The sequence below is a fragment of the Paenibacillus canaveralius genome (assembly GCF_047238265.1).
Taxonomy (GTDB): domain Bacteria; phylum Bacillota; class Bacilli; order Paenibacillales; family NBRC-103111; genus Paenibacillus_F.
Genome location: NZ_JBDFMM010000001.1, coordinates 3,947,054 through 3,968,808 on the forward strand (window position 1 = coordinate 3,947,054; position 21,755 = coordinate 3,968,808).

Sequence of the window (21,755 nt, forward strand, 5' to 3'; positions counted from 1 at the left end):
AGGATCGATACCGATGAATGTGTTCCAAAACCGTATGTTTGTCAAACTGTTCACCGCCAGCTTCTTTTCACAGCTCGGCACCATGATCGGAAATATGGCGTTTGCCTTCTTCCTGCTCGACCGCTTCAGCTCCCAGCCTTTCTATATGACGCTGGCGGAGATGATGTATTCCCTGCCGACCTTATTCGTGTTCTTTATCGTCGGAGTCGCGGCCGACCGGATGAATCGGAAGTCCATTTGCTTATATTCCAATTATATCCGAATCGGGCTGACCATCCTTCTCTTCCTCTCGCTTTTTTTGGAGATTTTGCCGCTCACGTTCCTGATTCTGTTCCTTCGCAGCGCGGTCGCAAAATTTTTCGCCCCGGCCGAGATCGGCCTTGTACAGGGCATTTTATCCAAAGAGCAGTATATGCAGGCTGCCGGTTTGAACCAGACGGTGTTCGGCTTGTTCATGCTTTTCGGAACGGCCCTCGGAGCTTTGGCTTATCACTGGATCGGAGTAGAGGGGGCCGTCGTAATCGACGGATTGGGGTTTATCCTCTCGGCTCTCCTTATCCGTTCCTGCAGCTTTGAAGAGAAGGTGGAGCAGCCTAACGGACCCGGGAAATGGCGGGATATGAGCGTTAAAACCGTTTGGAGAGATTTTGCCGAAGGCATGCGGTATATCTGGAGCAAGCCTCTACTGCTGTCCATGATTACGGGATTTATTCTTTTCGGTTTCGTTAACGGAGGCTTTGCCGTCCTTCCCTTGTTCACGCTGAAATATAAACTCGCAACCGGCGAGTATGAAAAATTCGCTTCGCTCTATTCCGTTTGCCTGGGTGTCGGGGTGCTGGCCGGCAGTGCTCTCGGGACTATTTTGGCCAAAAAAATGAAGCCGCACGTCATGATCATAGGCAGCGTCGCCTCCAGCGGACTTATGGTGATCGTAGGCAATTATATCCATGACGTCTGGCTGTTTATAATCGGCTTTCTTCTTATGGGGATTTTAATCGCACCCGCCAACATAGCCATAGGCGGCTGGATGCCGCAAATGGTGGACGGCAAAATGATGGGAAGGGTGAACGCGTGGATCGATCCGCTGATGATGGGAGCACAGTCTCTGGCACTCGGACTTATCGCCTTGTTCTACCCGAGGTTTGTTTCGCTGGATTGGATTTATATTGTACTCGGTCTTCTTATGCTAGTCGTCGCCGCCTTCTACACCATCATGCTTCCGAAGCAGGCTGCCGCTGAAGAGACGCTTACAAAAGAAGGCCAAGAAGAGGCTATGCGCGGGGCTGCGTCCGTATCGGGTTAAAGCGTAACGTTAACATAGGAACGGGCAGCAGCACGGCAAAAACCGATCGCCTTGTCAGCCCTAGCCATGGAAGCAGTATGATAAGTAATGGCCGGCTTGCATTTGCGAGCCCCAGGCATAGTAGCAGTAACGACAAGCCCCCCCAGCTTGCTAGCCCTCATGCACAGCAGCACAACAAGAGACGACCATCTTGCCGGCCACAGGCACAGCAGCCGCAGCACACAAAAAACAGCCCGTCGGCATCTCCTAAACCGGAGATCGGACGGGCGGTTCTATGTTAGAGGAATTATTGATTAGTACAAGTGGCAGGCCACGAAATGACCCGGCTCTACTTCTTTCATCGGAGGCATCGTGACCGCGCATTGATCCATCGCTTTAGGGCAGCGGGTCCGGAAAGGACAGCCGCTAGGCGGATTCAACGGGCTCGGAACCTCGCCTTTCAGGATGATGCGTTCGCGTCTGCGCTCGATTTCCGGATCCGGAATCGGAATCGCGGAGAGCAGAGATTCGGTGTACGGGTGAAGCGGGTTCGCATAAAGCTCTTTGGAAGTGGTGACTTCCACCAGATTCCCCAGGTACATAACGCCGATACGATCGGAGATATGCTTCACCATTGCAAGGTCATGCGCGATGAACAGGTAAGTCAGTCCCCGGTCCTTTTGCAGCTTCTTGAACAGGTTGACGACTTGAGCCTGCACCGATACGTCGAGTGCGGAAATCGGCTCGTCCGCAATAATGAACTGCGGTTCGATTGCCAGAGCGCGGGCGATCCCGATACGCTGACGCTGTCCGCCGGAAAACTCGTGCGGGAAGCGGCCGGCGTGCTCGGCGTTGAGGCCTACCGCATCCAGCAGTTCGACTACGCGCTCGCGGCGTTTGCTGCCGGTAGCGACACCGTGGATATCAAGACCTTCCGCGATGATGTTGCCGACCGTCATTCTCGGGTTAAGCGAGGCATACGGATCCTGGAACACCATCTGCATGTTCCGGTGAAAATCGCGCATTTTACGGCCGCTCAGTTTATGAACGTTCTCGCCGTTAAAAATAACTTCGCCGTCCGTCGCCTCGTAAAGGCGGATAATGGTGCGTCCTGCCGTGGATTTACCGCAGCCGGATTCACCAACCAGACCAAAAGTTTCGCCGCGTTTGATATCGATCGAGAAGTTATCGACCGCTTTCAGGATTTTGCCCTGGCCGAGGTCGAAGTGCTTCTTCATATTACGGATGGATAAGATCGTTTGATCAGACATGCTGCTTCCCTCCTACTTCAACGGGACGCTCGACTTTAGGCGCATCCGGGTGGAGCAGCCAGCAGGCTGCGCTGTGCTCGGCCGAAAGCTGGGTATGTTCCGGATCTTCCTCCACGCATACTTTCATCGCGTAAGGGCAGCGGGCCGCGAACGCACAGCCTTTCGGCGGAGCGAACAAGTCGGGCGGGGTTCCCGGAATCGGGACCAATTCTTCATCCGCCCGTGTATCGAGACGCGGAACGGATTTCAGAAGTCCCCATGTGTAAGGATGTCTCGGATCATAGAAAATCTCGTCTACGGTTCCTTTTTCCACGATTTTACCCGCGTACATTACGACCACGCGTTCAGCCATTTCGGCCACGACCCCGAGGTCATGCGTAATCAGAATGATGGAAGAACCCGTTTTGATGGACAATTCTCTCATCAGATCGATGATCTGGGCTTGAACGGTAACGTCCAAAGCCGTTGTAGGCTCATCCGCGATAAGAAGTTTCGGGTTGCAGGCCAGCGCGATGGCGATCATAACCCGCTGACGCATACCGCCCGAAAATTCATGCGGGTACTGCTTGATACGGCCTTCCACGTTGGAGAGGCCGACGAGGCGGAGAAGTTCCATCGAACGCTGACGCGCCTGCTCCTTGGTCATGCCCTGGTGCTTGATCAAGCTTTCGCTGATCTGTCTGCCCACGGTCATGGTCGGATTGAGCGATGTCATCGGATCCTGGAAAATCATGCCCATTTCGGAACCGCGAACGGATTCCATTTGTTTATTGGAAAGCTTGGTGATATCCACCTTGCCTTTTTTACCGTCAAAAAGGATGGAGCCTCCTTTGATAACGCCGGGAGGTGAAGGAATCAGACGCATGAGCGTTTGGGAGGTTACGGATTTACCGCAGCCGGATTCCCCTACGATTGCAAGCACTTCGCCTTTTCTAAGATCGAATGTGACACCGCGAACCGCCTGAACTTCACCTGCGTAGGTGTTAAAGGAGACCTTCAAATCCTTTACTTCCAAAATATTTTCTTTGGGCTTACTCAAGGTACTCCCTCCCTTTACTTACGCATCTTCGGATCGAGCGCGTCACGAAGACCGTCACCGAGCACGTTGAAGCTTAGCAGAATAAGACTGAATACAGCTGTCGGGAACAGCAGGCGGAACGGATAGTAACGCATGGAAGCCGCACCGTCCGACAGAAGGGATCCGAGCGACGCGAGCGGCGGACGGATACCGATACCGATGAAGCCCAGGAAGGCTTCCGCGAATATCGCCGAAGGAACTACGAACGTGATTTGAACCACGATAATACCAAGCGCATTCGGAATCAGGTGGCGCATAATAATCCGGCCCGTGTTGGCGCCCAGTGTGCGGGAAGCCAGAACGTACTCCTGTTCCTTAAGCTGAAGAACTTGACCGCGGACAAGCCGTGCCATCGGTACCCAGCCCGTAATCGAATAAGCGATAATAATGGACGTAATGCCCGGCTTAAGCACCATCATAAGGAGAATGGCGATCAGCAGGAACGGAATGGAATAAATGATTTCAATAAAGCGCTGCATAACGGAATCGACTTTGCCGCCATAGTAACCGGAAATACCGCCGTAGATAACACCGACGATCAAGTCAATGACAGCCGCCACAATCCCGATAAACAGGGAAATACGGGTTCCCCACCATACGCGTGTCCACAAATCGCGGCCCAAATCGTCGGTACCGAACCAGTGTACGGAATTCGGCTTCTGGTTGGCGATGGACGGATTCGTCGCACTATACTCAAATTGCGACAGGAACGGAGCCACGATCGAAACGAGAGTCAGAAGAATGAGTATAAACAAGCCGGCCATAGCCAGTCGATTTTTCTTGAGTCGACGCCAAGCATCCTTCCAGTAGGTCAGCGACGGGCGGACGATTTGCTCCTGTAAATGTTCGTCCTTAATCAAGGGCGCAAATTTACCGGATGCGTTTACAGTCGATTGTCCTGGATTTTGCATAGTTTACTTCCCGCCTTTCCCCAGACGAATTCTCGGGTCAATGTAACCGTAGAGGATGTCGGTAATAAGAATTACGATAATTAGAATCGCAGAGTAGAAAATGGTCATACCGGAAATAACGGTATAGTCATTAGAGTAGATCGCATTAACCAATTGCTTACCTAATCCCGGAACGGAGAAAACCTGTTCCACAACAAGCGTACCGGTAATCAATCCCGCAAAAACCGGTCCGATAATGGTGACAACCGGCATGATGGCATTCCGAATCGTGTGACGCCATACAACCGTGTGACTCGCCAAACCTTTTGCTTTCGCAGTTTTGATATAATCCTGATTCAATACGTCCAGCATGGACGTACGCATCATTCTGGCCACGTTGGCAAGCGTACCGAACGATAGAGCCAGGGTCGGTAAAACTTTGTAGGAAGGACCTTTCCACAATGCAGCGGGCAGCCAGCCCAGCTTGTTGCCGACATAGTAAGCAAGAAGCGGTCCAAGAACGAACGACGGAATGGACACACCGACAACAGCGATGAAGATAGCCGTGCGGTCCTGCCATTTGTTATGGTTGAGCGCGGCGATAATACCGAGCAACAAACCAAACACGAGTGCGACACAAATGGAGTAAATGCCCAGCTCAAAAGACGGTTTGAAACCCGAACTGATCATGCTTGTCACATCACGCGCCGGGAATTGGAAGGAAACCCCCAAATCGCCTTGTATAACATGTTTCAGGTAAAGCAGGTACTGCTGCCATTGCGGCTTGTCGAGCCCGTATTGTGCTAGCAGAATCTGATAGTTTTCTTTGGACATCTTCAGTACAGCTTCTCCGAACGGATCGCCCGGAAGCAGCTTCATCAGAACGAAGGTGACCGTGATGACGAGCCAAAGTGTAATGATGGCATAGAATAGCCGCTGTAGGATATATCTGAACACATAGGGTCCTCCTTTTGGAAAAATGAAGCCGGAAGGGGACGTCCCGCGAGGTGCGTCCCCTTCTGACTTTAGCTGCTTATTAAGCTAGCTGAGGAAGGTGAAGAATTACTTCTTCGCTTCCGTGATTGTTACCCCTTTAACATCCCACTCCATACCGTAGTTCGGAAGGATCAGACCTTGTACCGTGTTGCGCACGAGGTAAGGAACTTTACGGGAATAGACAGGCCCTACAGCCATATCTTCCATCAGGATTTTCTCTGCGTCTACCAACAGCTGAGAACGTTTAGCCGGATCCGCTTCTTTGTCAGCGGCTTTGATTTTCTCGTCATAGGCAGGGTTGCTGTAATAAACGTTGTTGAACTCGCTGCCCGTTACCCACATGTCGAGGAAAGTCATCGGATCGTTGTAATCAGCGCCCCAAAGTGCAAGAACGATATCGTAATCGCCTTTGTTTTGACGTTCTACACGCAGTTTGTGCGGAACAGGCTCGCCGACTGCTTTGTAGCCGAGGTTTTTCTCCCACTCGCCCATCAGGAATTCGATGGATTTCTTACCGGAGCCCTGCTCGTCGCCGAGAAGCTTCAGTTCAGGCAGTTTGTCGATGCCGAGTTCTTTCAGACCTGCTGCCAGGTATTCTTTCGCTTTGGCCGGATCTGCTTTCGGAAGCGTGTCGCCGGCTGTTTTACGGAATTCGTTCTTGTTGCCGTCTTGAGTACCGTCGGCTACAAGACCTCTTGCCGCTGCAGTACCGTTGTTGGCCAGCGTCTGTACGTAAGCGTCACGGTCAACGGCAAACGTCAGAGCTTTACGGATGTTAGCGTTGGCCAGAACTTTGTTCTTCTGGTTGAACATGAAGTACATCGAAGTCAATTCGTTCTTCACTTTAATGTTTTCTTTGTCCGTTTGAGACTTCGCTTTGAACTGGTCGCTGCTCAGGTTCGTTACGTCTGTCTCTTCGGTTTCATACAGGTTCAAGGAGCTGTTGGAGTCCGTTACGATGTTAACCGTCAGTTTCTCCAGTTTTACGTTGGCAGCATCCCAGTAGTTCGGGTTTTTCTCGAACACGAGGTTTTGGTCGTGGTTCCATTGTTTCAGAACGAACGGACCTGCACCGATAATTTTGTCAGCGTCGCCGCCGTATTTTTCACCGTTTTTGGTAACGAGATCTTCACGTTGCGGGAAGAAGATCGGGAAAGCAAGGAGATCTTCGAAGAAGGTAACCGGCTTTTCCAGAGTAATTTCGAGTGTTTTCTCGTCAATCGCTTTTACGCCGAGAGCTTTTTTCTTAGCTTCTACTTCTTCAGGCTTAGCTTTAATGATGTCGTTTCCGCCTTTAATCCAAGCCGTCATGAAGTTGTATTGCGCTTTAGTGCTAGGGTCGAGAGTACGTTGGAAGGAATAAACAAAGTCGCTTGCTTTAACCGGCTGGCCGTCGGCCCATTTCGCGTCACGGAGCTTAATGGTGTAAACGAGGCCGTCTTTGGAAATTTCCGGTTTGGCAGCTGCAAGTCCAGGCTGCGGTTTGCCGTCTTTATCGAGACGGTAGAGGCCTTCATTCAGTGCGTTGAGCATTGTAAACGCTGCATTTGTAGTACCTTTGGAGCTGTCGAGAACCGGTGGCTCAGCATTGAAATTAATGCGAAGTTCTTGCTTAGCGGCATTTGCTTTGTCTGTACCGCCGTTATCCCCCGTTGCTGCCTTGTCGTCACTGCCACAACCTGCTGCGATGCTGCCGACCAGCGTCAGTGCAACCGCAGTGGAAACCCACTTTTTAGCTTTCATACGGTAATTATTCCTCCCTTTGAATAATAAATCTTATGGTTAAAGGTGTTTGACGGAAAATTTTGAATTTTCCAATGACACCGCTTCCCCTAATTAAGGCACTTCTCCGAGCTAAAGCGACAATATCGGCCTTTCGCCCTTACATGTTACATTTTATAACACAGTTTGTCAGGAAGTCCAGAATCTTTTTATGAAAAAGAACTTTCTCTTGCAAAAATGTTAAAATGCTGTAAAGGCTAAACTGTTACTAATTACCTATTATACAACCAAAGGTCAATAAAATCTACTTGTAATTTTCTACATAGGATCGAGTATTTGAGACTTCAGAACCGCGCCTAACCTGCGCCAGCACTGCTTTAGAGCGTTAATTCGGCAATTAGTTGAACTGCGGTCAATTCATGTCGGCAAAAGGGAGACCGCTATCCCAGAACAGCCGTCCCCATGCGAACCACCATAAACATGACATACAGAAGAGAAAGTCCCATAAAACTGAGACGCCATACGATGCGCAGCGATTTCCCCAGTTCTATCTTCCCTTTCCTGTCATTCTGGTATCCGCCTATAAGCCCGAAAACGATGAGAATGACCAGCAGAAGAAACCATAATCCGAACGAGCTGGAGAACAAAGAATTCCACAGCGATGCGACGGAGCCGAGCAGCAGGAAGGTCGTGAGATCCATAGTAATCCGGGTGGATTTTTTCTTTTCTTTGGTTACAATATATACGATTATCCATATCATTACAAAGGAAAGAAAAGGGAGCATAGCGAGTACCGCATATATGCTGGATAATCCGTCTATGAATGAATCCAATCCCATCATCACCCACTTTGCTCCGCAGCTTTAATCAGCCGGTATACGGTTTCATGAGTGGGCACGGACATCCCGGCCCGCTCCGCAATACCGAGCAGACTTCCCGTGATCGCCTCAATTTCCGTCGTCCTGCCCGCCGCAATATCCTGCAGCATCGAAGATCGGTTGACAGCCGTCTTCCGGCAAACTTCCAGGATTTCGTCCCATAAAGATTCTTCCACCGTCACGTGCTGTGTAAGCGCCAGATCCCTTCCTTCCTCGAAGAGCCGCCTCATCAGCAGCAGTGAGTCCGAAGTCTCAGGCAGTTTCCCGTTAGGAATCCGGAGCAGAGCCGTCAGCGGATTAATCACCGCATTGATCAAAAGCTTGCTCCATATATGGCGCTCTATACTCTTCGACACACAAACGTCAAATCCTGCTTGCTCCAGACAATCTCCAACCGTTTTCAAATTTATTTGCGGAGTCTTCACCGGATACGGTTCCGTATCCTTGTCATGAATACGGCCGATCCGTGTCCAGCCGCGGCCCGTGTGGGCCACTTCCCATGGCGACAAACGTCTTGCCCCCTCCGTGGTCACGGCCTGGATCATGAAAGGACGGGCTTTCTCGCTGTCGAGCTTCTCCCAGTGGCCGATCCCGTTCTGCAGCGAAACAAGCCCCGCGCCACTCTCCATGGAAGAAATCAGATAAGCAGCCAATTCTTCCGTAATAGCCGTCTGTTTTACCGCCAGGAGAATAAGCCTCCCTTCGGATGCATCCGCGGATTCCAAACCGCTCATGGCATCCCGAAAAGCGATTGCGGGAACTTCAGCTTTTAGCTCCGTCCGGCCCTCCACACGGATACCGCTCTTGTTTACGGCTTCCGCTTGTTCCCTGCTCCTCGTAACCAGCTTCACCCGGCAGCCGGCTGCCGCCAGTTTGGCCGCAAACAGCAGTCCCAGCGAGCCGCCTCCGACAACTTCTATCCGCATGGCTCCCACTCCTTCATCTTATTTTGCATTCCGCTTCTTATTCCTGCCTGCATGGTTTGCCGTTTTTCAGCCATTCACCGCAAGGGCGGCGGAATCCTTCTTGACGCCTCAAAAAAAAATAATCCCCCCGGCAGTAAACCGGAAGGATTCCCAGGAAGATTTTTAATCTATTCTCTCTAAATTGCCGTTTGCGTCCATCTTGAACCTCGGCTTGCTCTCTTCCTCTTCTTCTACTAAAAAAGCCATTTTCCGGGCACGGTCCATAATTTGGATAAGTGCCTTATAATCATCGTTGACAACCCGGTAATCGGTTTCAACTTCATTGACCTGCTTATTGAGCTGCTCGTTCTCTCTGCGGTATTTGGAAAGCTCCTCTTCCTTGTCGTTCAAAGAGCGCTCCATCTGTTTGATATGACGCATCAGATCCTGATATGTCTGCTTCCACTGCCGCAGGAAGCGGATTACCGCATCAATGGAAAGAGCCTCTTCCGTTACTTCGCGGCCTGACGGATCCAGAACGTCCAGAACGGCAAGCGAAGCTCCCCCGGAAATAGTAGAAACGGCCGCATGCTTTTTCTGCTGCGCTCTTTTCTGCCGCTGGGATTTCGCAATGGAAATGGCGGCCTCGTATTTTTTGCGTACGAAGCTGTTCCACCGGAACCCGCATGCCGCGGCCGTCCGCCCGATACGCTCCCCCACTTCTTCAAACGCGGCCAGTTGAGTGCTGCCCTCCCGGATATGGCGCAGCGTTACCTCCGCGAGCATCAAATCATCTTCATCGCTCCAAGCATCCTGCCTGATTGCCGTCATGTTTTACAATCCTCCTAACCTATTGTCCAAAATAGATCACGTCCTACCGCGCATTCGACTTCCACGCCCAATCGGCCGGACCGTTCATAAGCCGGGCAGGAGATTTATCCGTGAACGGCTCCGCTCGTAATATCTCTATGCCCCTGGCAGATTTCATAGAATCTATTTGATACTATTTGGTATTTCCATTTTTTATGACACTCATACCTAAAAAGAAGACCGGTTAAGAGACAACCACGGGAGATTTCACCCGAACTGGCAATGCTTGTCACAACTTTTTAACAAAGGTGGACGATTGGATGTTTACACTATAGGGTCTGCTGGGTATAATGAAGATTAGATTATTTCGCATCGTGGTAGGAGAGGGGGAAGTTTTTCATGGATCGCATGTTCCGAGTTCTGGGTTTCTGGACTCTGGTGATCGCCCTGATGAGTCTGGCGGGAGAAATGTATCCCATGTCCATGCTGTTCTTTTTTCAAACCGTCGTATTCGTACTACTTGGCTATCTGAAGCTGTCGGAGCGTACATACATCGTATTGTTCTGGGGCTATATGGTTATTTCGTTTACCGGATTCACGTACTGGTCCGTGTTCAAAATGCCGCTCTAATTACATACGGCGCTTGAGCAAAAAAGGTGATTCGCGATTGAACTCGCGGATCACCTTTTTTTCGTTGGACACGGAGGCCTATCGCCCGCTCCGCCAACCGTTTCTCGCTTCCTGAACTAAGCTTGTTTGTACGCACGCACTCCGTGCCTCTACTTAAGAACCAACCGGGCCCAAAACAAGCTCGATATACGAGGGTCAGGGGAAATTTCCCGTTTTACTAATCCCTGCCTCGCCATCGTGTCCTGCCGTCTCGTTTCCCGTGTCTAAAGTCAGCTTAACGAGCCAAAATAACCGGCGGCCGGCCCGCGCTGTCTGACCTATCACGGATTTATCTATCAATGATATAAAAAGGCAGGCCCTGCCTGCATCGCCATATCCCTTGCCCGGAAAACCGGTATCCGCGAACATCAAGCGCGGATTCAACCCTCTTCTCGCCGGAGCGTCAGCACCTTGAACAGCTCGCTCATCCCGTCGCTGATGAGCAGCTGCCGGATCGCCCGGTTCGCCCTCGCTTCCGGGCTGAACGGATCCCGGCCGGCATGTTCCACGAGCCGGCCGAGAATGCCGCCCCGCACGAGGAACTCGCGCTGCGTCTCGTACCGGGCGACGGTCCATCCCGCCGCCCGGGCCGCACGCATGCACGCCGTGAAATCGACGTGCGCGGTTATATCCTTGCGCCCCGCGGCGGCGTAAGGATTGTCATCGGCGATATGCCGCCGGTAGCACATCAGCGTCCCGTTCATCCGGTGGGGCGCATAGAGCTCCGCGGCGGTATCGCCGTAGTCGATCATCAGCAGCCGTCCGCTGCCGATGCGCCCCGCGGCGCGGGTAATCCACTCCCCCACGCCCGGGTTCACTTCCGCCTGCTGCCCGTCGGCCAGGCGGATGCCCTCGCGGCCGAGATGCAGCGCGGCCGGGTGATCTTCCCCGAGCGGCAGCCACCGCTCGGTAAACCCGGTGCTGTCGTCCCATCCGACCGCACCGAGCTCGAGCCGGCCGTCCCGGCAGCGGACGCGGTGCACCGGCATCGCGTCCGCCAGCTCGTTGGCGACGGCGAACACGCCCTCGCCGGCCGGCTCGGCAAGCCACTCCGCCTCCGTCAGAAACCGGAGGCGGTCCGCATGCTCCCGCAGCGTCTCCCGCTGCAGGGCGCGGTGGTACGCGCTCGATTCGATCGACGTGATCGAAACGGACGCGTACCGCTCCGGGCTGCGGCTGCGCAGCGCGTCCAGCACGTGCCGGGCGAGGCGGCCCGTGCCTCCGCCGAATTCGACGAATTCGACGGGTCCGCCCGACGGCATGTCCCCGGCGTAAGCCAGCAGCTCGCCGGCGATGATCTCGCCCATGAAGCTCCCCAGGTTGGAGCTCGTGTAAAAATCGCCCTCGCGTCCGATTTTGGGTTCTTCGCGGCGGTAATAGCCGAACTCCGGGTGGTAGAGACAAATCGTCATATAGTCCAGAAAAGGAAGAGGTCCCTCTTCTTCTATTTTTCTTCTCAAAATCGCGACGATTTCCGGATGACCGGCATCTGCCGCAGTTTCTCCGGTTCCCGGAGGATTGCCCCCGGAACCGTTAAATCCGCTCATTTTCTCGCCTCCAGGAAAATTGTAGGGATAAAGACAAATAGAACCTGAATAGATATAATAGAAAAGGTAGAAAAGGAAGGGGATTTCCTGCATGTTCAAAGCACTCATTTCACTTTCTATAGCCGCCGCCATTCCCGCCGTTCTCATTTCCGGCTGTTCGGACCGCGAAGCCGCCAAGGCTGCCGTCAAAGGCGCCCTGCACAAGCAGGCGGAGATGAACGCCTTCGCTTTCGAGGGCGCGGCCGATCTTCATTTGGACGGGCTTGCGGCAGGAGATTCGTCCACTCTGTCCGGGCAGTTCTTCTCTTTTCTCCAAGACAGCAGGCTGGAATGGAAAGGCGCCGCATCCCTGAACCCGATCCGGTGGGAATCCGATCTTAAAGCGGCTTCACGCAGCGGTTCGGCCGAACTTACCGTGCCTCTTCTTTTCCAAGATAACAAATTGTTTTTTCATATGCCACTTCTCAACCCGGAAAACGAATATTTTGTAACATCGCTGGGGCTGCCTCCGGAATCTCCCGCTTCCGCCGGGGACAAGAGAGGCGCGGATTCGAAACCTTCGGCTTCTCCCGTGCCGGAACGCCTTTCACGGCTTTCTTCCGATTTGTCCAAGCTCCTGGAGGAAGGGGCCGACGAAGCCTGGTTTGAGCGTGACGGGGAAGTCAAGCTGGCAGACGGTTCGGATGCCTGGTCGTATACCGCCTCCGTGACCAGGATGAGCGCCGGCGCCTGGAATAAGAAGCTTCAGGAGAAGCTGCCCCGCTTGCTGGAGGTTCTGGAATCAAACGGACTGATTACCGAGACCCAGGCCGCACAATTCCGGCGCTCGGCAAGCTCGTTTAAATTGTCCGCTCCCGGAAAATGGACGGTCGTTGTCGATAAGGAAGGGTTCCTGCGCAAGCTCGAAATGGACTTTAAGTTTACCGGCCCCGGAGGAAATAAATCCTCCGCATCCGCCCAGACCTTCTCTTTCCGTCAGACTTTCGACGCCGTGAACCGGGTGCCCGAATTCCGCAAGCCCCTGCCCCGGCAGACAAAGTCTGTCGATGAAGTTTTGAAGCGTCTTGGCAGCGGCGGCGAACAATAGAGCATGCTGCTTACTTTCCGCCGGCGGGAGGTAAGTATTTTTTTGAACCCATCTTCATAAAATGGGATAATTTCGGAACTAAAGGGGTCGGCACATGATTTTGAAAAAGTTTTCCCTCACCATCTGTACCCTTCTGCTCGGGACAAGTCTTCTCTATCTTCCGGTTCGTGCGGAATATACGGAAGCGGAAAAGAAAGAGACCGAAGCGCTCTTGCAGAAAGGGCTAACGGTCCATGAAATCGACCGTGAAATCGACCGCCTAGCGGAGGAAGACGTCAAACTCGGCGATCAAATGAGCGAAACAGAGAAAAAGATCGCCGCCCAGGAAATCATCGTTAAAGAGGCGAAAAAAAGAGCGGGCAAGGTCATCCGCTCCTACTATGCCGGAGAGCGCGAATCGATCTGGTCCGTCCTGCTGTCGGTCCGTTCGCTGCCGGATCTCCTCAAAACGTACGAGTATCTGGACATCATCCTTGATCATGATCACCGTTCGCTCACGGCTCACCAGGACGCCTACCGTGAACTGGGCACGATGAAAACGAAACTGGCGAATCAGCGCACCGATCTGCAGAAAACCAAAGAGAATTATATTAAGCAGAAAGAGCGGATTCTCGCCCTCCAGTCCGAACTGAACCGGGAGCTTGACGCCAGCGGAAGAAGCGAACTTATTCTCGCACTGATCCAGGAACTCAACGGGCGCTGGGAACAGGAAGGACTGCCTTTGTTCCGTACTTATTTCCGCTCGCTGGCCGGTGTGATGGATTATTTCCCGGAACTTCTCACACCCGGCGGCAAAGACAGCCATTTGACCCTGGAACAGGGCGGCGGCAAATTTCAGATGACCGATCATCAGCTTAACGCATTTTTGCGCAGCAAAGACAGCAAGTTCGACGATCTCACGTTCCAGTTCAAGCCGGACGGTGTCATGGCCTTCGGCACCAAAGACGATATGGACGTCTCCATTAAAGGTACATACGAAATGGAAAAAGACGGCGACCAGCCCGTCATCGCCTTCCGCGTACAGGAATTAGTGTTCAATGGGTTTAAACTGCCCGATACAACGGGTAAATCACTGGAAAAGGAATTTAATCTGCGCATTTATCCCAAGAAGCTGTTCTCCTTCGTTTCCGTGGATCAAATTACGCTCGAAGACGGGCTTTTGGCCATTAAGCTCGGGCTGAACTGGTAAGCCGGTCCCGTGAGGATTATCCGCCGCTTTGCAGAACCGGTGTTTATTGTCCGTAAGGCTGACGAGATACACGGAATGAAGGATCGTCTTCATCGGGTGAACGTGAATGTGCCGGATATGAAAGCGAGGAATTGACGATGCAGCTTAAACCCGCCCTTATCGTGGATTTCGGCCAAGACGGATCGGCGGCAGACTCCGCCCCGTTTTATCCCGAACTTAAGGAAATTGTCGAACTGTTCGATCAGGATAAAGAAATCTTTATTTTTAACCGTGAGGAAGAGCTAAAGCAAGCGCAAGAGCTCGTCAGCCGGCACGGTTATGAAGCCGAGCCGATGAATCTCGTGCTGCTTCCTCCCCATGCGGAACGGACGGGACATTTTTCGGATTACGGTTTTGAAAGCGGCGCCGGGCACCTTTACCTGTACGAACCCGGCATCGCCGTTTTCCGCCTCGGAACAGGCGCAGTGCAAGATCCGGATTCTCCCATGAAAACCGCATCCCAAGCGGAACCTGAGCTGGCGCAGCGGCAGATGGATGAATACGTGATCGTCCGGTTTCACGAAGCGGACGGTCTTCATTTCGCGGTGGACCGCCAGCATGACGAACTGATGGGCCGGACCGCCCGCGCTTACGGCTGTACGGTGGATTTTGTCATCTCTTGAATAAGAAGTGCCGGACCGGAAATCTCCGGCAGGCACAGCAAAAAGCGGCAGGGCTTAGCCCCGCCGCTTTTTTTGCGCGCTACAGCAGATCGGCCGCCAACTGGGCAAGATGGGAGCGCTCACCTTTTTCCAGTGTCACGTGTCCGCTGATTTCTTCCTGCTTGAACCTCTCGACCGCATAGGTCAAACCGTTGCTGGCCGCGTCCAGGTAAGGATGATCGATCTGGCCGGGATCCCCCAGCAGAACGATTTTGCTCCCTTCGCCTACGCGGGATACGATCGTTTTCACTTCGTGCTTCGAAAGATTCTGCGCCTCGTCGATAATAATGAACTGTCCCGGAATCGAGCGTCCGCGGATATAAGTCAGAGCTTCTACCTGAATACTGCCGAGTCCGGCGAGTATTTTCTCGATATCGCCCGCTTTTTTCGTATCGAAGAGAAATTCCAGGTTGTCGTAAATGGGCTGCATCCAGGGCCGGAGCTTCTCGTCTTTCTCACCCGGCAGGTAGCCGATGTCTTTCCCCATGGGAACAACCGGACGAGCGATCGTCAATTTTTTGTATTTACGCTCATCTTCCACTTTGAGCAGTCCCGCCGCCAGCGTCAGCAAGGTTTTGCCGGTGCCGGCCTTGCCCGAGAGAGTGACGAAAGAAATGTCGTCATTCAGAAGCAGCTCCAGGGCCATCCGCTGTTGAGCGTTGCGTGCGGCGATTCCCCATACCGGCTCGTTGGATAAGAAAAGCGGCTCCAGCTTTTTGCCGTCGGACGACGTTTTGAGCAGCGCTGATTTCGAGGTGCCCAGTTCATCCCGGAGAATGACGAATTCGTGCGGGTTCAGCCGGTAGCCCAGATTAAGCGCGGGCACACTCAGGAACCGGAACGAGTAGAACTCGTCGATGACGGACGGATGAACATGAAGCGTCGTGGCACCCGCATACATTTCATGATCGGACACGACACGGTCGCTCAAGTAATCCTGTGCGGTCAGACCGAGCACATCCGCCTTGATACGGACGAGCGTATCCTTGCTGACCAGGATAACGGGGCGCGGCTCGGATTTCGTCTGTTCCTCCGTCCGGTAATTAAGCGCCACCGCTATAATCCGGTTATCGTTGGTCACTTCGGCGAAGACTTCCTGCATTTTGTTGAAGCTCTTGTGATTCAGCTCCACTTTCAGGCTGCCTCCGCTGTCGAGCGTAATTCCGTCATGCAGCCGCCCCCGTGCCCGCATCGCGTCCAGCAGTCTGGAAACCATCCGGGCATTGCGTCCGATTTCGTCGGCGTTACGCTTCTTGGAATCGATTTCTTCCAGCACAACGGCCGGTATGATGACCTCGTTATCTTCAAAAGAAAACATCGCGTTCGGATCCTGCAGCAGTACGTTGGTATCGAGCACGAAAATTTTTTTCATTCCCGAAATTCCCTCCCGAATCTGTAATGTTTACGGGGTTACCACGATACGGCCCCGGAGGAAAAGCTACAGGTTTGCTCCCTTTCCGCAGATCGATTCCGGGCGGCTTCCGGTTATTGTTCAGCTCATCCGCATTCCCCGATTCCGCAGAAAACGGCATTTTCAGACAAAGCGCCAAAGTGACAAAAAGCCCGGGCACAAAAGTGCCTAGGCTTTTTTCATCGCTTCAAATACTTGTCCGTCCAGCTTGTCGGCTGCACGTTTGTCATACGTTTTCTCGAATTCCGGGTCTACGGAAATACGGGCGCCATAGAACATCGCGTCGCGGACGGCACGGATGTTCAGATCATAGCAGGCCAGCTTGAAGGGAACCCCTTCAAGAACTTCGGCTGCCGGCGCGGCTTCCGCGTAAATAGCGTGTACGGTCCCCGCGGCAATCATCGTAACGGTAGCCGACGGGTTTTTCTCCAAGTTGGCAATCAGACGGGAACGCTTGTCAACAGCAAAGCGTATTCTCCCCGGGTCCGGCGCATATACCCACGAAATGGCATTGGCCGTGGGCGCTCCCGTTTCCGAGTCGATCGTATGCAGCAGGACGAGCTTTTCCTTTTGAAATTCCGCAATCAATTGTTCCGAGAGAGCTGTAATTTCTTCTGCCATGCCTGCAGCGCCTCCTGCATCATTTTAAATAAGTGCTGTTAGCGAACCAAGGCCCGCCTGATCTCAGTATATCACACGGAAAAAGCTTCACGCTATGTACAGCAGCGGTCAGATACGGATTCACACTCCTTTAGCGACAGATACAATCATTGTATTCGTCTCCACAAGGAAGATATGTCATCCTTGTCTATCCGGACGCGAAAAGTCCGCTATTCGTTATACTTGGGGTTAGAATCGATATCGGCCAGCAGGCGCTGGGCTTGCTCACGATCGAAGAAGGCGGACTGCTTCTCACCCTCCCGCACATAATCGATCCGAAGACGATGTTCATCCGCCTCCGTTTTCTCAAATTCGCTTAAACCATGATCTTCCCGCAAAATCTCTTCGAAAAAGTCGGCCGTTTTGCGGGCCGCCTCATCTAGAGGTCTTGCCTCGGCCACAATGAGGATCTGCAGCCAGTTGAACAGAGCGTCCTGAAGCGTCATCGTTCTCGGCCCCCCGGTTTAGAATATTGGTATATCCTTGTCTTCGTTACCGGCCCGTTTGTCCGGAGTCGTTCTTTTTGCGCCGTCCTTCGACAAAATAACGGATCCGCAGAATCACCATAAGTAAAATCGCTACGGCGAGCGAAGGGACAATCGGAATTTGCGGTCCGAGCACTTGGAAAAACGTAAGCATAAACGAACCCAGCGCAAGCAAGAGGTAAACGATCAGCGCTTTCAAAACCGGCAGTCTGCGTGTACGGAAAACCTTGTTATACACGAAAGACATCATGATAAAGATAATGAGGCACGTCAGCCAAAAATTTTCGGCAAACCATTGATACATATCGCTGCAACCCCCTTTGTATAGTTAAAAAAGAAGGGAAATAAGGCGAAGGAACACAAATTCCCGCTTATTTCCCTTCGTGGGTGAAAAGATGGATTCAATTGTTTACGCGTTGGCGTCAGCGGTTTTGCGCTGTTTCTCCGCGCGTTCACGCTCGTTCTTGTTCAAAATCTTCTTGCGAAGACGGATCGACTTCGGCGTGATTTCGCAATACTCGTCATCGTTCAGATATTCGAGAGCCTGCTCCAAAGAATAGATTCTCGGCACTTTCAGCTTAACGGTATCGTCTTTCCCTGCGGAACGGATGTTGTTCAGCTGTTTTTCTTTACAAATGTTAACGACGATATCGTTATCGCGCGTATGCTCGCCGACGATCATGCCTTCGTACACTTCGGTAGCCGGCGTTACGAAAAGCGTACCGCGGTCTTCGATCGACATCAGGCCGTAAGTGGTGGCTACACCGTTCTCCATGGACACGAGCACGCCTTCGTGACGGCCGCCGACACCTGCGCCGGCATAAGGGCCGTAGCTGTCGAAAGCATGGTTCATGATACCGTAGCCGCGTGTCAGGGTCAGGAAGTTCGTCCGGTACCCGATCAGGCCGCGGGCCGGGATCAGGAACTCCAGACGGACGTTGCCGTTGCCGTGGTTCACCATGTTCACCATTTCGGCTTTGCGCGTTCCGAGGCTTTCCATAACGGCGCCCATGCTGTCTTCCGGTACGTCGATCAGAAGACGCTCGATCGGCTCCATTTTCTGGCCGTCGATTTGACGGATAATGACTTCCGGCTTGGAAACTTGAAGCTCGAAGCCTTCACGGCGCATATTCTCGATAAGAATACCGAGGTGAAGCTCGCCGCGTCCCGATACGATAAACATATCCGGGCTGTCGGTTTCTTCCACGCGCAGGGAAACGTCCGTTTCCAGCTCGTTGAACAGACGCTCGCGAAGCTTGCGGGAAGTCACCCATTTGCCTTCGCGGCCCGCGAACGGACTGTTGTTGACGATGAACGTCATCTGCAGCGTAGGCTCGTCGATTTTCAGAACCGGCAGTGCTTCCGGGTTAGCCGGATCGGCAATCGTTTCGCCGATGTTGATGTCTTTAATACCGGAGATCGCGATAATGTCGCCGGCGCCGGCCTGCTCGATTTCCACGCGCTTCAAGCCTTGGAAACCGAACAGCTTCTCGATGCGCGCCTGCTTCATGCCGCCTTCGCGGGTCATAACCGCTACGGATTGGCCCTGCTTGATGATACCGCGGTTCACACGGCCGATCCCGATTCTTCCGAGATATTCGTTGAAGTCCATCAGGGTAACGAGGAATTGAAGAGGCTCGTCCACGCTTTCGGTCGGATGCGGGATATGGCTGACGATCGTCTCGTACAGATCCAGCATGTTCTCGCCTTGCTTCTCCGGATCCAGGCTGGACGTGCCCTGCAGGGCGGATGCGTATACAACCGGGAATTCCAGCTGATCGTCATTGGCGCCGAGCTCGATGAACAGATCCAGCACTTCGTCGATAACTTCGAGCGGACGGGCGTTCGGACGGTCGATTTTGTTCACGACGACGACCGGAGTCAGGTTCTGCTCGAGTGCTTTACGGAGCACGAACTTCGTCTGCGGCATCGTGCCTTCGAAAGCATCGACGACCAGAAGAACACCGTCAACCATTTTCATAATCCGTTCCACTTCGCCGCCGAAATCGGCGTGACCCGGAGTATCCATGATGTTGATCAAGTGGTCTTTATAGTTAATGGCCGTGTTTTTGGCAAGAATGGTGATGCCGCGTTCCCGTTCCAAATCGCCGGAATCCATGGCGCGTTCCTGAACGGCTTCGTTCTCGCGGAATGTACCGGATTGCTGAAGCAGCTTATCGACTAGCGTGGTTTTACCGTGGTCAACGTGGGCAATGATCGCGATGTTGCGGATTTTCTCTCTGGGAAACATAAAGGTAGGTCCTCTCTCCTTGGGCGCAGCGCGCTTTTATTGAATGGGCAAAGCCATGATGCTTGACATAAACGTTGTGGTACCGTATGTGACGCGGAAAGGCCGTAAGCCGAAGCTTCGGCTTTCCGGGGAACATGCCTGTCTGGGACAGCTTTGTATACCGGGCGGTCTGCCGGGACGGCTGCGAGAACCGTAGAAGCACCCGACCGGGTTCTGTTTCAAAATAAGCGCCGGATGCATTCCGACGCTACAACGTTCCGATTATACGCGATAGAACTTCTAAAAGCAAGGTTTTTCGGCAGTAAAAGAGGTATTTCTCCTCCGATTTCCACACTTTTTTACACGTTACCAGATTCTTTTGCCCGATACGATCAGTACGGCGCCGGCCGCCAGCAGGAGGACGATAAACACGTAGATGCTTACCGTAAACACCAGGTTGAAGAGCAGCAGCACAACGGAGACGAGCGCCAGCGCGATGGCAATCACCCGCAGCCCGTTATCCCGGCCTTTTTCGAAATAAACGAGTTCGTAGAGACCGACCGCGATTCCGAAAATGAAACCCGGCCACAGGATGGACATGAGCCCCCAGCCGAACAGGCTGCACAGGAAAAAGAGAATGCCGTACGTAACGAGAACGCCGCCCGGAAAGACTGCCGCGGACGGCAATGTCCGGTTGAAGACGAGGGCATGCAGCACGAGTCCGGGCAGCACAAGAAGCACAAGCGGCCACAGAAGCGCCCCGATAAACGTGAAAAAGCCGATTTTTCCGAGCAGCAGAACCAAAGCCACCCCGACGAGTATGATTCCCATAGATAACGGTTTGTTCGACATCTGCGATCCCCCTGTATTCGGACGACACCTTGGCGGATAACGGAGCTGTGACTGCCCCGGCCTGCGGTGAAGCTTTACGCTTCGCCATCCCCATATCCGGGAATTCCGGCATCCGTCCCGCCGTGCCGCGTGGAGCGTGGAACGGCATTTCCGCCCGGTATCGACACGCTTTTTATTTCCAGTTTATCGCAAACGGGAAATGCTGGCTAGAGCCAATCCTCGGGCGGAAACGGAGACATGCTATTCTTTTATCGATTCGAAAGAAGCGTCGTAGAGCCGGAACATCGTTTTGTAGCCGGACTCGTCGACTTTGATGCCGACGTCTAGTCTTCCCTTGATTTTGAGGGGGCCTGACGTATAGCGCAGCTTCGTCTCCTTTGGCACGAATACGATCATAATCTTGTTCCAGTACGTCTCGTCGCCGTTGTCAAAAGGACATTCCGCTCCGGGAGCCGGAATAAGCAGAAACCAGTGCTTGTCGAAGGACAGGACTTCGCCCATAAATCCCCGGATCTCCACGTTTTTGCCGTTGAGATCCCAGAACTTATCCGACGGCGTCGCCTGCTTCTCGTCGTCGAAGAACTCCGTCCACTTCAGCACGGGGGACGAAGATTTGGCCGGAGCCGCCGTCGGCTTCGCGGCGGCCTGTGTCTTGTCCGCGGTGCCGGTCCCGGCGGACGCGTTCTTCTGCGGCGGCGCGCTTGCCGCAGGTGCGGTTCCGGCGGGCGCTCCGCCGGAAGGGGCCGCGGACGGCGATACGGCGCCGCCCGGGGCTGCCGCGCCCGGCGCGGGACTCTGCCGCGGCGCCGAGGCGGGCATTGCGGACGCCGTAGACGCTCCGGCGGCCTCGCCGGCGGACGGCGGCGGTCCGCCCGCAGCGCCTGTGCCCGGCGCAGGCGCCGCCTCCGGCGCGGCGCTGCCCGCGGGAGCCGTCACTGCGGCGGGGGCCGCGCCGGTAGGGGCCGGCGTCTGCGGGGCCGATGCGGAGCCGAACGACTGCGCGGCAGGCTTCGGCGCCTCTTCTTTGCCGCAGGCGGATGTCAGGAGCGCGGCGGCGAGAATCGTCAAGAGCGTGCGGGTATAGTTCACTAT

At 53.6% G+C, this 21,755-nt stretch carries 21 protein-coding genes; 5 read left to right on the plus strand and 16 right to left on the minus strand.

Annotated elements, in window-relative coordinates; genetic code table 11:
- Positions 1–13 precede the first annotated feature (13 nt).
- A complete protein-coding gene (locus ABC395_RS17820; RefSeq protein ID WP_413005121.1) occupies positions 14–1,303 on the plus strand; it encodes an MFS transporter in 1,290 nt (429 codons plus the stop codon).
- A 293-nt stretch (positions 1,304–1,596) separates the two neighbouring features.
- On the opposite strand, the gene ABC395_RS17825 is transcribed toward ABC395_RS17820, so the two are convergent.
- The 8 genes from ABC395_RS17825 to ABC395_RS17860 all read right to left on the minus strand — a co-directional run bounded on the left by ABC395_RS17825 (position 1,597) and on the right by ABC395_RS17860 (position 9,853).
- Positions 1,597–2,553 (minus strand): ABC transporter ATP-binding protein, encoded by a 957-nt coding sequence (locus ABC395_RS17825; protein ID WP_413005123.1) that lies wholly within the window; start codon positions 2,551–2,553, stop codon positions 1,597–1,599.
- Complete coding sequence (locus ABC395_RS17830) at positions 2,546–3,592, minus strand: ABC transporter ATP-binding protein (RefSeq protein WP_103993603.1); 1,047 nt, start codon at positions 3,590–3,592, stop codon at positions 2,546–2,548. The genes ABC395_RS17825 and ABC395_RS17830 overlap by 8 nt, the downstream gene beginning before the upstream one ends.
- A gap of 14 nt (positions 3,593–3,606) precedes the next feature.
- Complete coding sequence (locus tag ABC395_RS17835; protein WP_326052818.1) at positions 3,607–4,542, minus strand: ABC transporter permease; 936 nt, start codon at positions 4,540–4,542, stop codon at positions 3,607–3,609.
- A 3-nt stretch (positions 4,543–4,545) separates the two neighbouring features.
- Positions 4,546–5,478 carry an ABC transporter permease gene (locus tag ABC395_RS17840; protein WP_103993601.1) on the minus strand — a complete coding sequence of 311 codons (933 nt, stop codon included), beginning with the start codon at positions 5,476–5,478 and terminating at the stop codon, positions 4,546–4,548.
- Between the two features lie 105 nt (positions 5,479–5,583).
- Positions 5,584–7,260 (minus strand): peptide ABC transporter substrate-binding protein, encoded by a 1,677-nt coding sequence (locus ABC395_RS17845; RefSeq protein ID WP_413005126.1) that lies wholly within the window; start codon positions 7,258–7,260, stop codon positions 5,584–5,586.
- Between the two features lie 419 nt (positions 7,261–7,679).
- A complete protein-coding gene (locus ABC395_RS17850) occupies positions 7,680–8,081 on the minus strand; it encodes a DUF3397 domain-containing protein (RefSeq protein ID WP_413006764.1) in 402 nt (133 codons plus the stop codon).
- Positions 8,081–9,043 (minus strand): ketopantoate reductase family protein, encoded by a 963-nt coding sequence (locus ABC395_RS17855; protein ID WP_413005127.1) that lies wholly within the window; start codon positions 9,041–9,043, stop codon positions 8,081–8,083. Before ABC395_RS17855 ends, ABC395_RS17850 begins: the two co-directional genes overlap by 1 nt.
- Before the next feature lie 162 nt (positions 9,044–9,205).
- Positions 9,206–9,853, minus strand: coding sequence for an RsfA family transcriptional regulator (locus tag ABC395_RS17860; RefSeq protein WP_103993597.1), 648 nt, complete (start codon positions 9,851–9,853; stop codon positions 9,206–9,208).
- A gap of 378 nt (positions 9,854–10,231) precedes the next feature.
- Between ABC395_RS17860 and ABC395_RS17865 the strand changes: the two genes are divergently transcribed.
- Positions 10,232–10,462 (plus strand): DUF2626 domain-containing protein, encoded by a 231-nt coding sequence (locus ABC395_RS17865; RefSeq protein WP_009671348.1) that lies wholly within the window; start codon positions 10,232–10,234, stop codon positions 10,460–10,462.
- Positions 10,463–10,881: 419 nt separating this feature from the next.
- Here ABC395_RS17865 and ABC395_RS17870 read toward each other — a convergent pair whose 3' ends face one another.
- Positions 10,882–12,048 carry a class I SAM-dependent methyltransferase gene (locus ABC395_RS17870; protein WP_413005129.1) on the minus strand — a complete coding sequence of 389 codons (1,167 nt, stop codon included), beginning with the start codon at positions 12,046–12,048 and terminating at the stop codon, positions 10,882–10,884.
- A 91-nt stretch (positions 12,049–12,139) separates the two neighbouring features.
- Between ABC395_RS17870 and ABC395_RS17875 the strand changes: the two genes are divergently transcribed.
- The 3 genes from ABC395_RS17875 to ABC395_RS17885 all read left to right on the plus strand — a co-directional run bounded on the left by ABC395_RS17875 (position 12,140) and on the right by ABC395_RS17885 (position 14,986).
- Entirely contained in the window at positions 12,140–13,135 is a 996-nt protein-coding gene (locus ABC395_RS17875; protein ID WP_413005130.1) for a hypothetical protein, read from the plus strand.
- A 94-nt stretch (positions 13,136–13,229) separates the two neighbouring features.
- Positions 13,230–14,324: a coiled-coil domain-containing protein gene (locus ABC395_RS17880; RefSeq protein ID WP_413005132.1), complete on the plus strand. Its 1,095-nt coding sequence runs from the start codon at positions 13,230–13,232 to the stop codon at positions 14,322–14,324.
- 137 nt (positions 14,325–14,461) lie between these two features.
- The gene (locus ABC395_RS17885) at positions 14,462–14,986 is read left to right on the plus strand and encodes a hypothetical protein (RefSeq protein WP_413005134.1); all 525 of its coding nucleotides are present in this window, start codon (positions 14,462–14,464) and stop codon (positions 14,984–14,986) included.
- A 79-nt stretch (positions 14,987–15,065) separates the two neighbouring features.
- Here the strand turns inward: ABC395_RS17885 and ABC395_RS17890 are convergent, their stop codons facing one another.
- From ABC395_RS17890 to ABC395_RS17920, 7 genes are all read right to left on the minus strand, one after another.
- Positions 15,066–16,397: a PhoH family protein gene (locus tag ABC395_RS17890; RefSeq protein ID WP_413005136.1), complete on the minus strand. Its 1,332-nt coding sequence runs from the start codon at positions 16,395–16,397 to the stop codon at positions 15,066–15,068.
- A gap of 207 nt (positions 16,398–16,604) precedes the next feature.
- Positions 16,605–17,057, minus strand: coding sequence for a pyridoxamine 5'-phosphate oxidase family protein (locus tag ABC395_RS17895; RefSeq protein WP_042232411.1), 453 nt, complete (start codon positions 17,055–17,057; stop codon positions 16,605–16,607).
- A 209-nt stretch (positions 17,058–17,266) separates the two neighbouring features.
- Positions 17,267–17,542 carry a hypothetical protein gene (locus tag ABC395_RS17900; protein WP_413005138.1) on the minus strand — a complete coding sequence of 92 codons (276 nt, stop codon included), beginning with the start codon at positions 17,540–17,542 and terminating at the stop codon, positions 17,267–17,269.
- Positions 17,543–17,588: 46 nt separating this feature from the next.
- Positions 17,589–17,885 carry a YlaH-like family protein gene (locus ABC395_RS17905; protein WP_413005140.1) on the minus strand — a complete coding sequence of 99 codons (297 nt, stop codon included), beginning with the start codon at positions 17,883–17,885 and terminating at the stop codon, positions 17,589–17,591.
- A gap of 105 nt (positions 17,886–17,990) precedes the next feature.
- Positions 17,991–19,832 carry a translational GTPase TypA gene (gene typA / locus ABC395_RS17910; protein WP_413005142.1) on the minus strand — a complete coding sequence of 614 codons (1,842 nt, stop codon included), beginning with the start codon at positions 19,830–19,832 and terminating at the stop codon, positions 17,991–17,993.
- Between the two features lie 345 nt (positions 19,833–20,177).
- Positions 20,178–20,663: a hypothetical protein gene (locus tag ABC395_RS17915; RefSeq protein WP_413005144.1), complete on the minus strand. Its 486-nt coding sequence runs from the start codon at positions 20,661–20,663 to the stop codon at positions 20,178–20,180.
- A 240-nt stretch (positions 20,664–20,903) separates the two neighbouring features.
- Positions 20,904–21,752 (minus strand): hypothetical protein, encoded by an 849-nt coding sequence (locus tag ABC395_RS17920; protein WP_413005145.1) that lies wholly within the window; start codon positions 21,750–21,752, stop codon positions 20,904–20,906.
- Between the last annotated feature and the right edge of the window lie 3 nt (positions 21,753–21,755).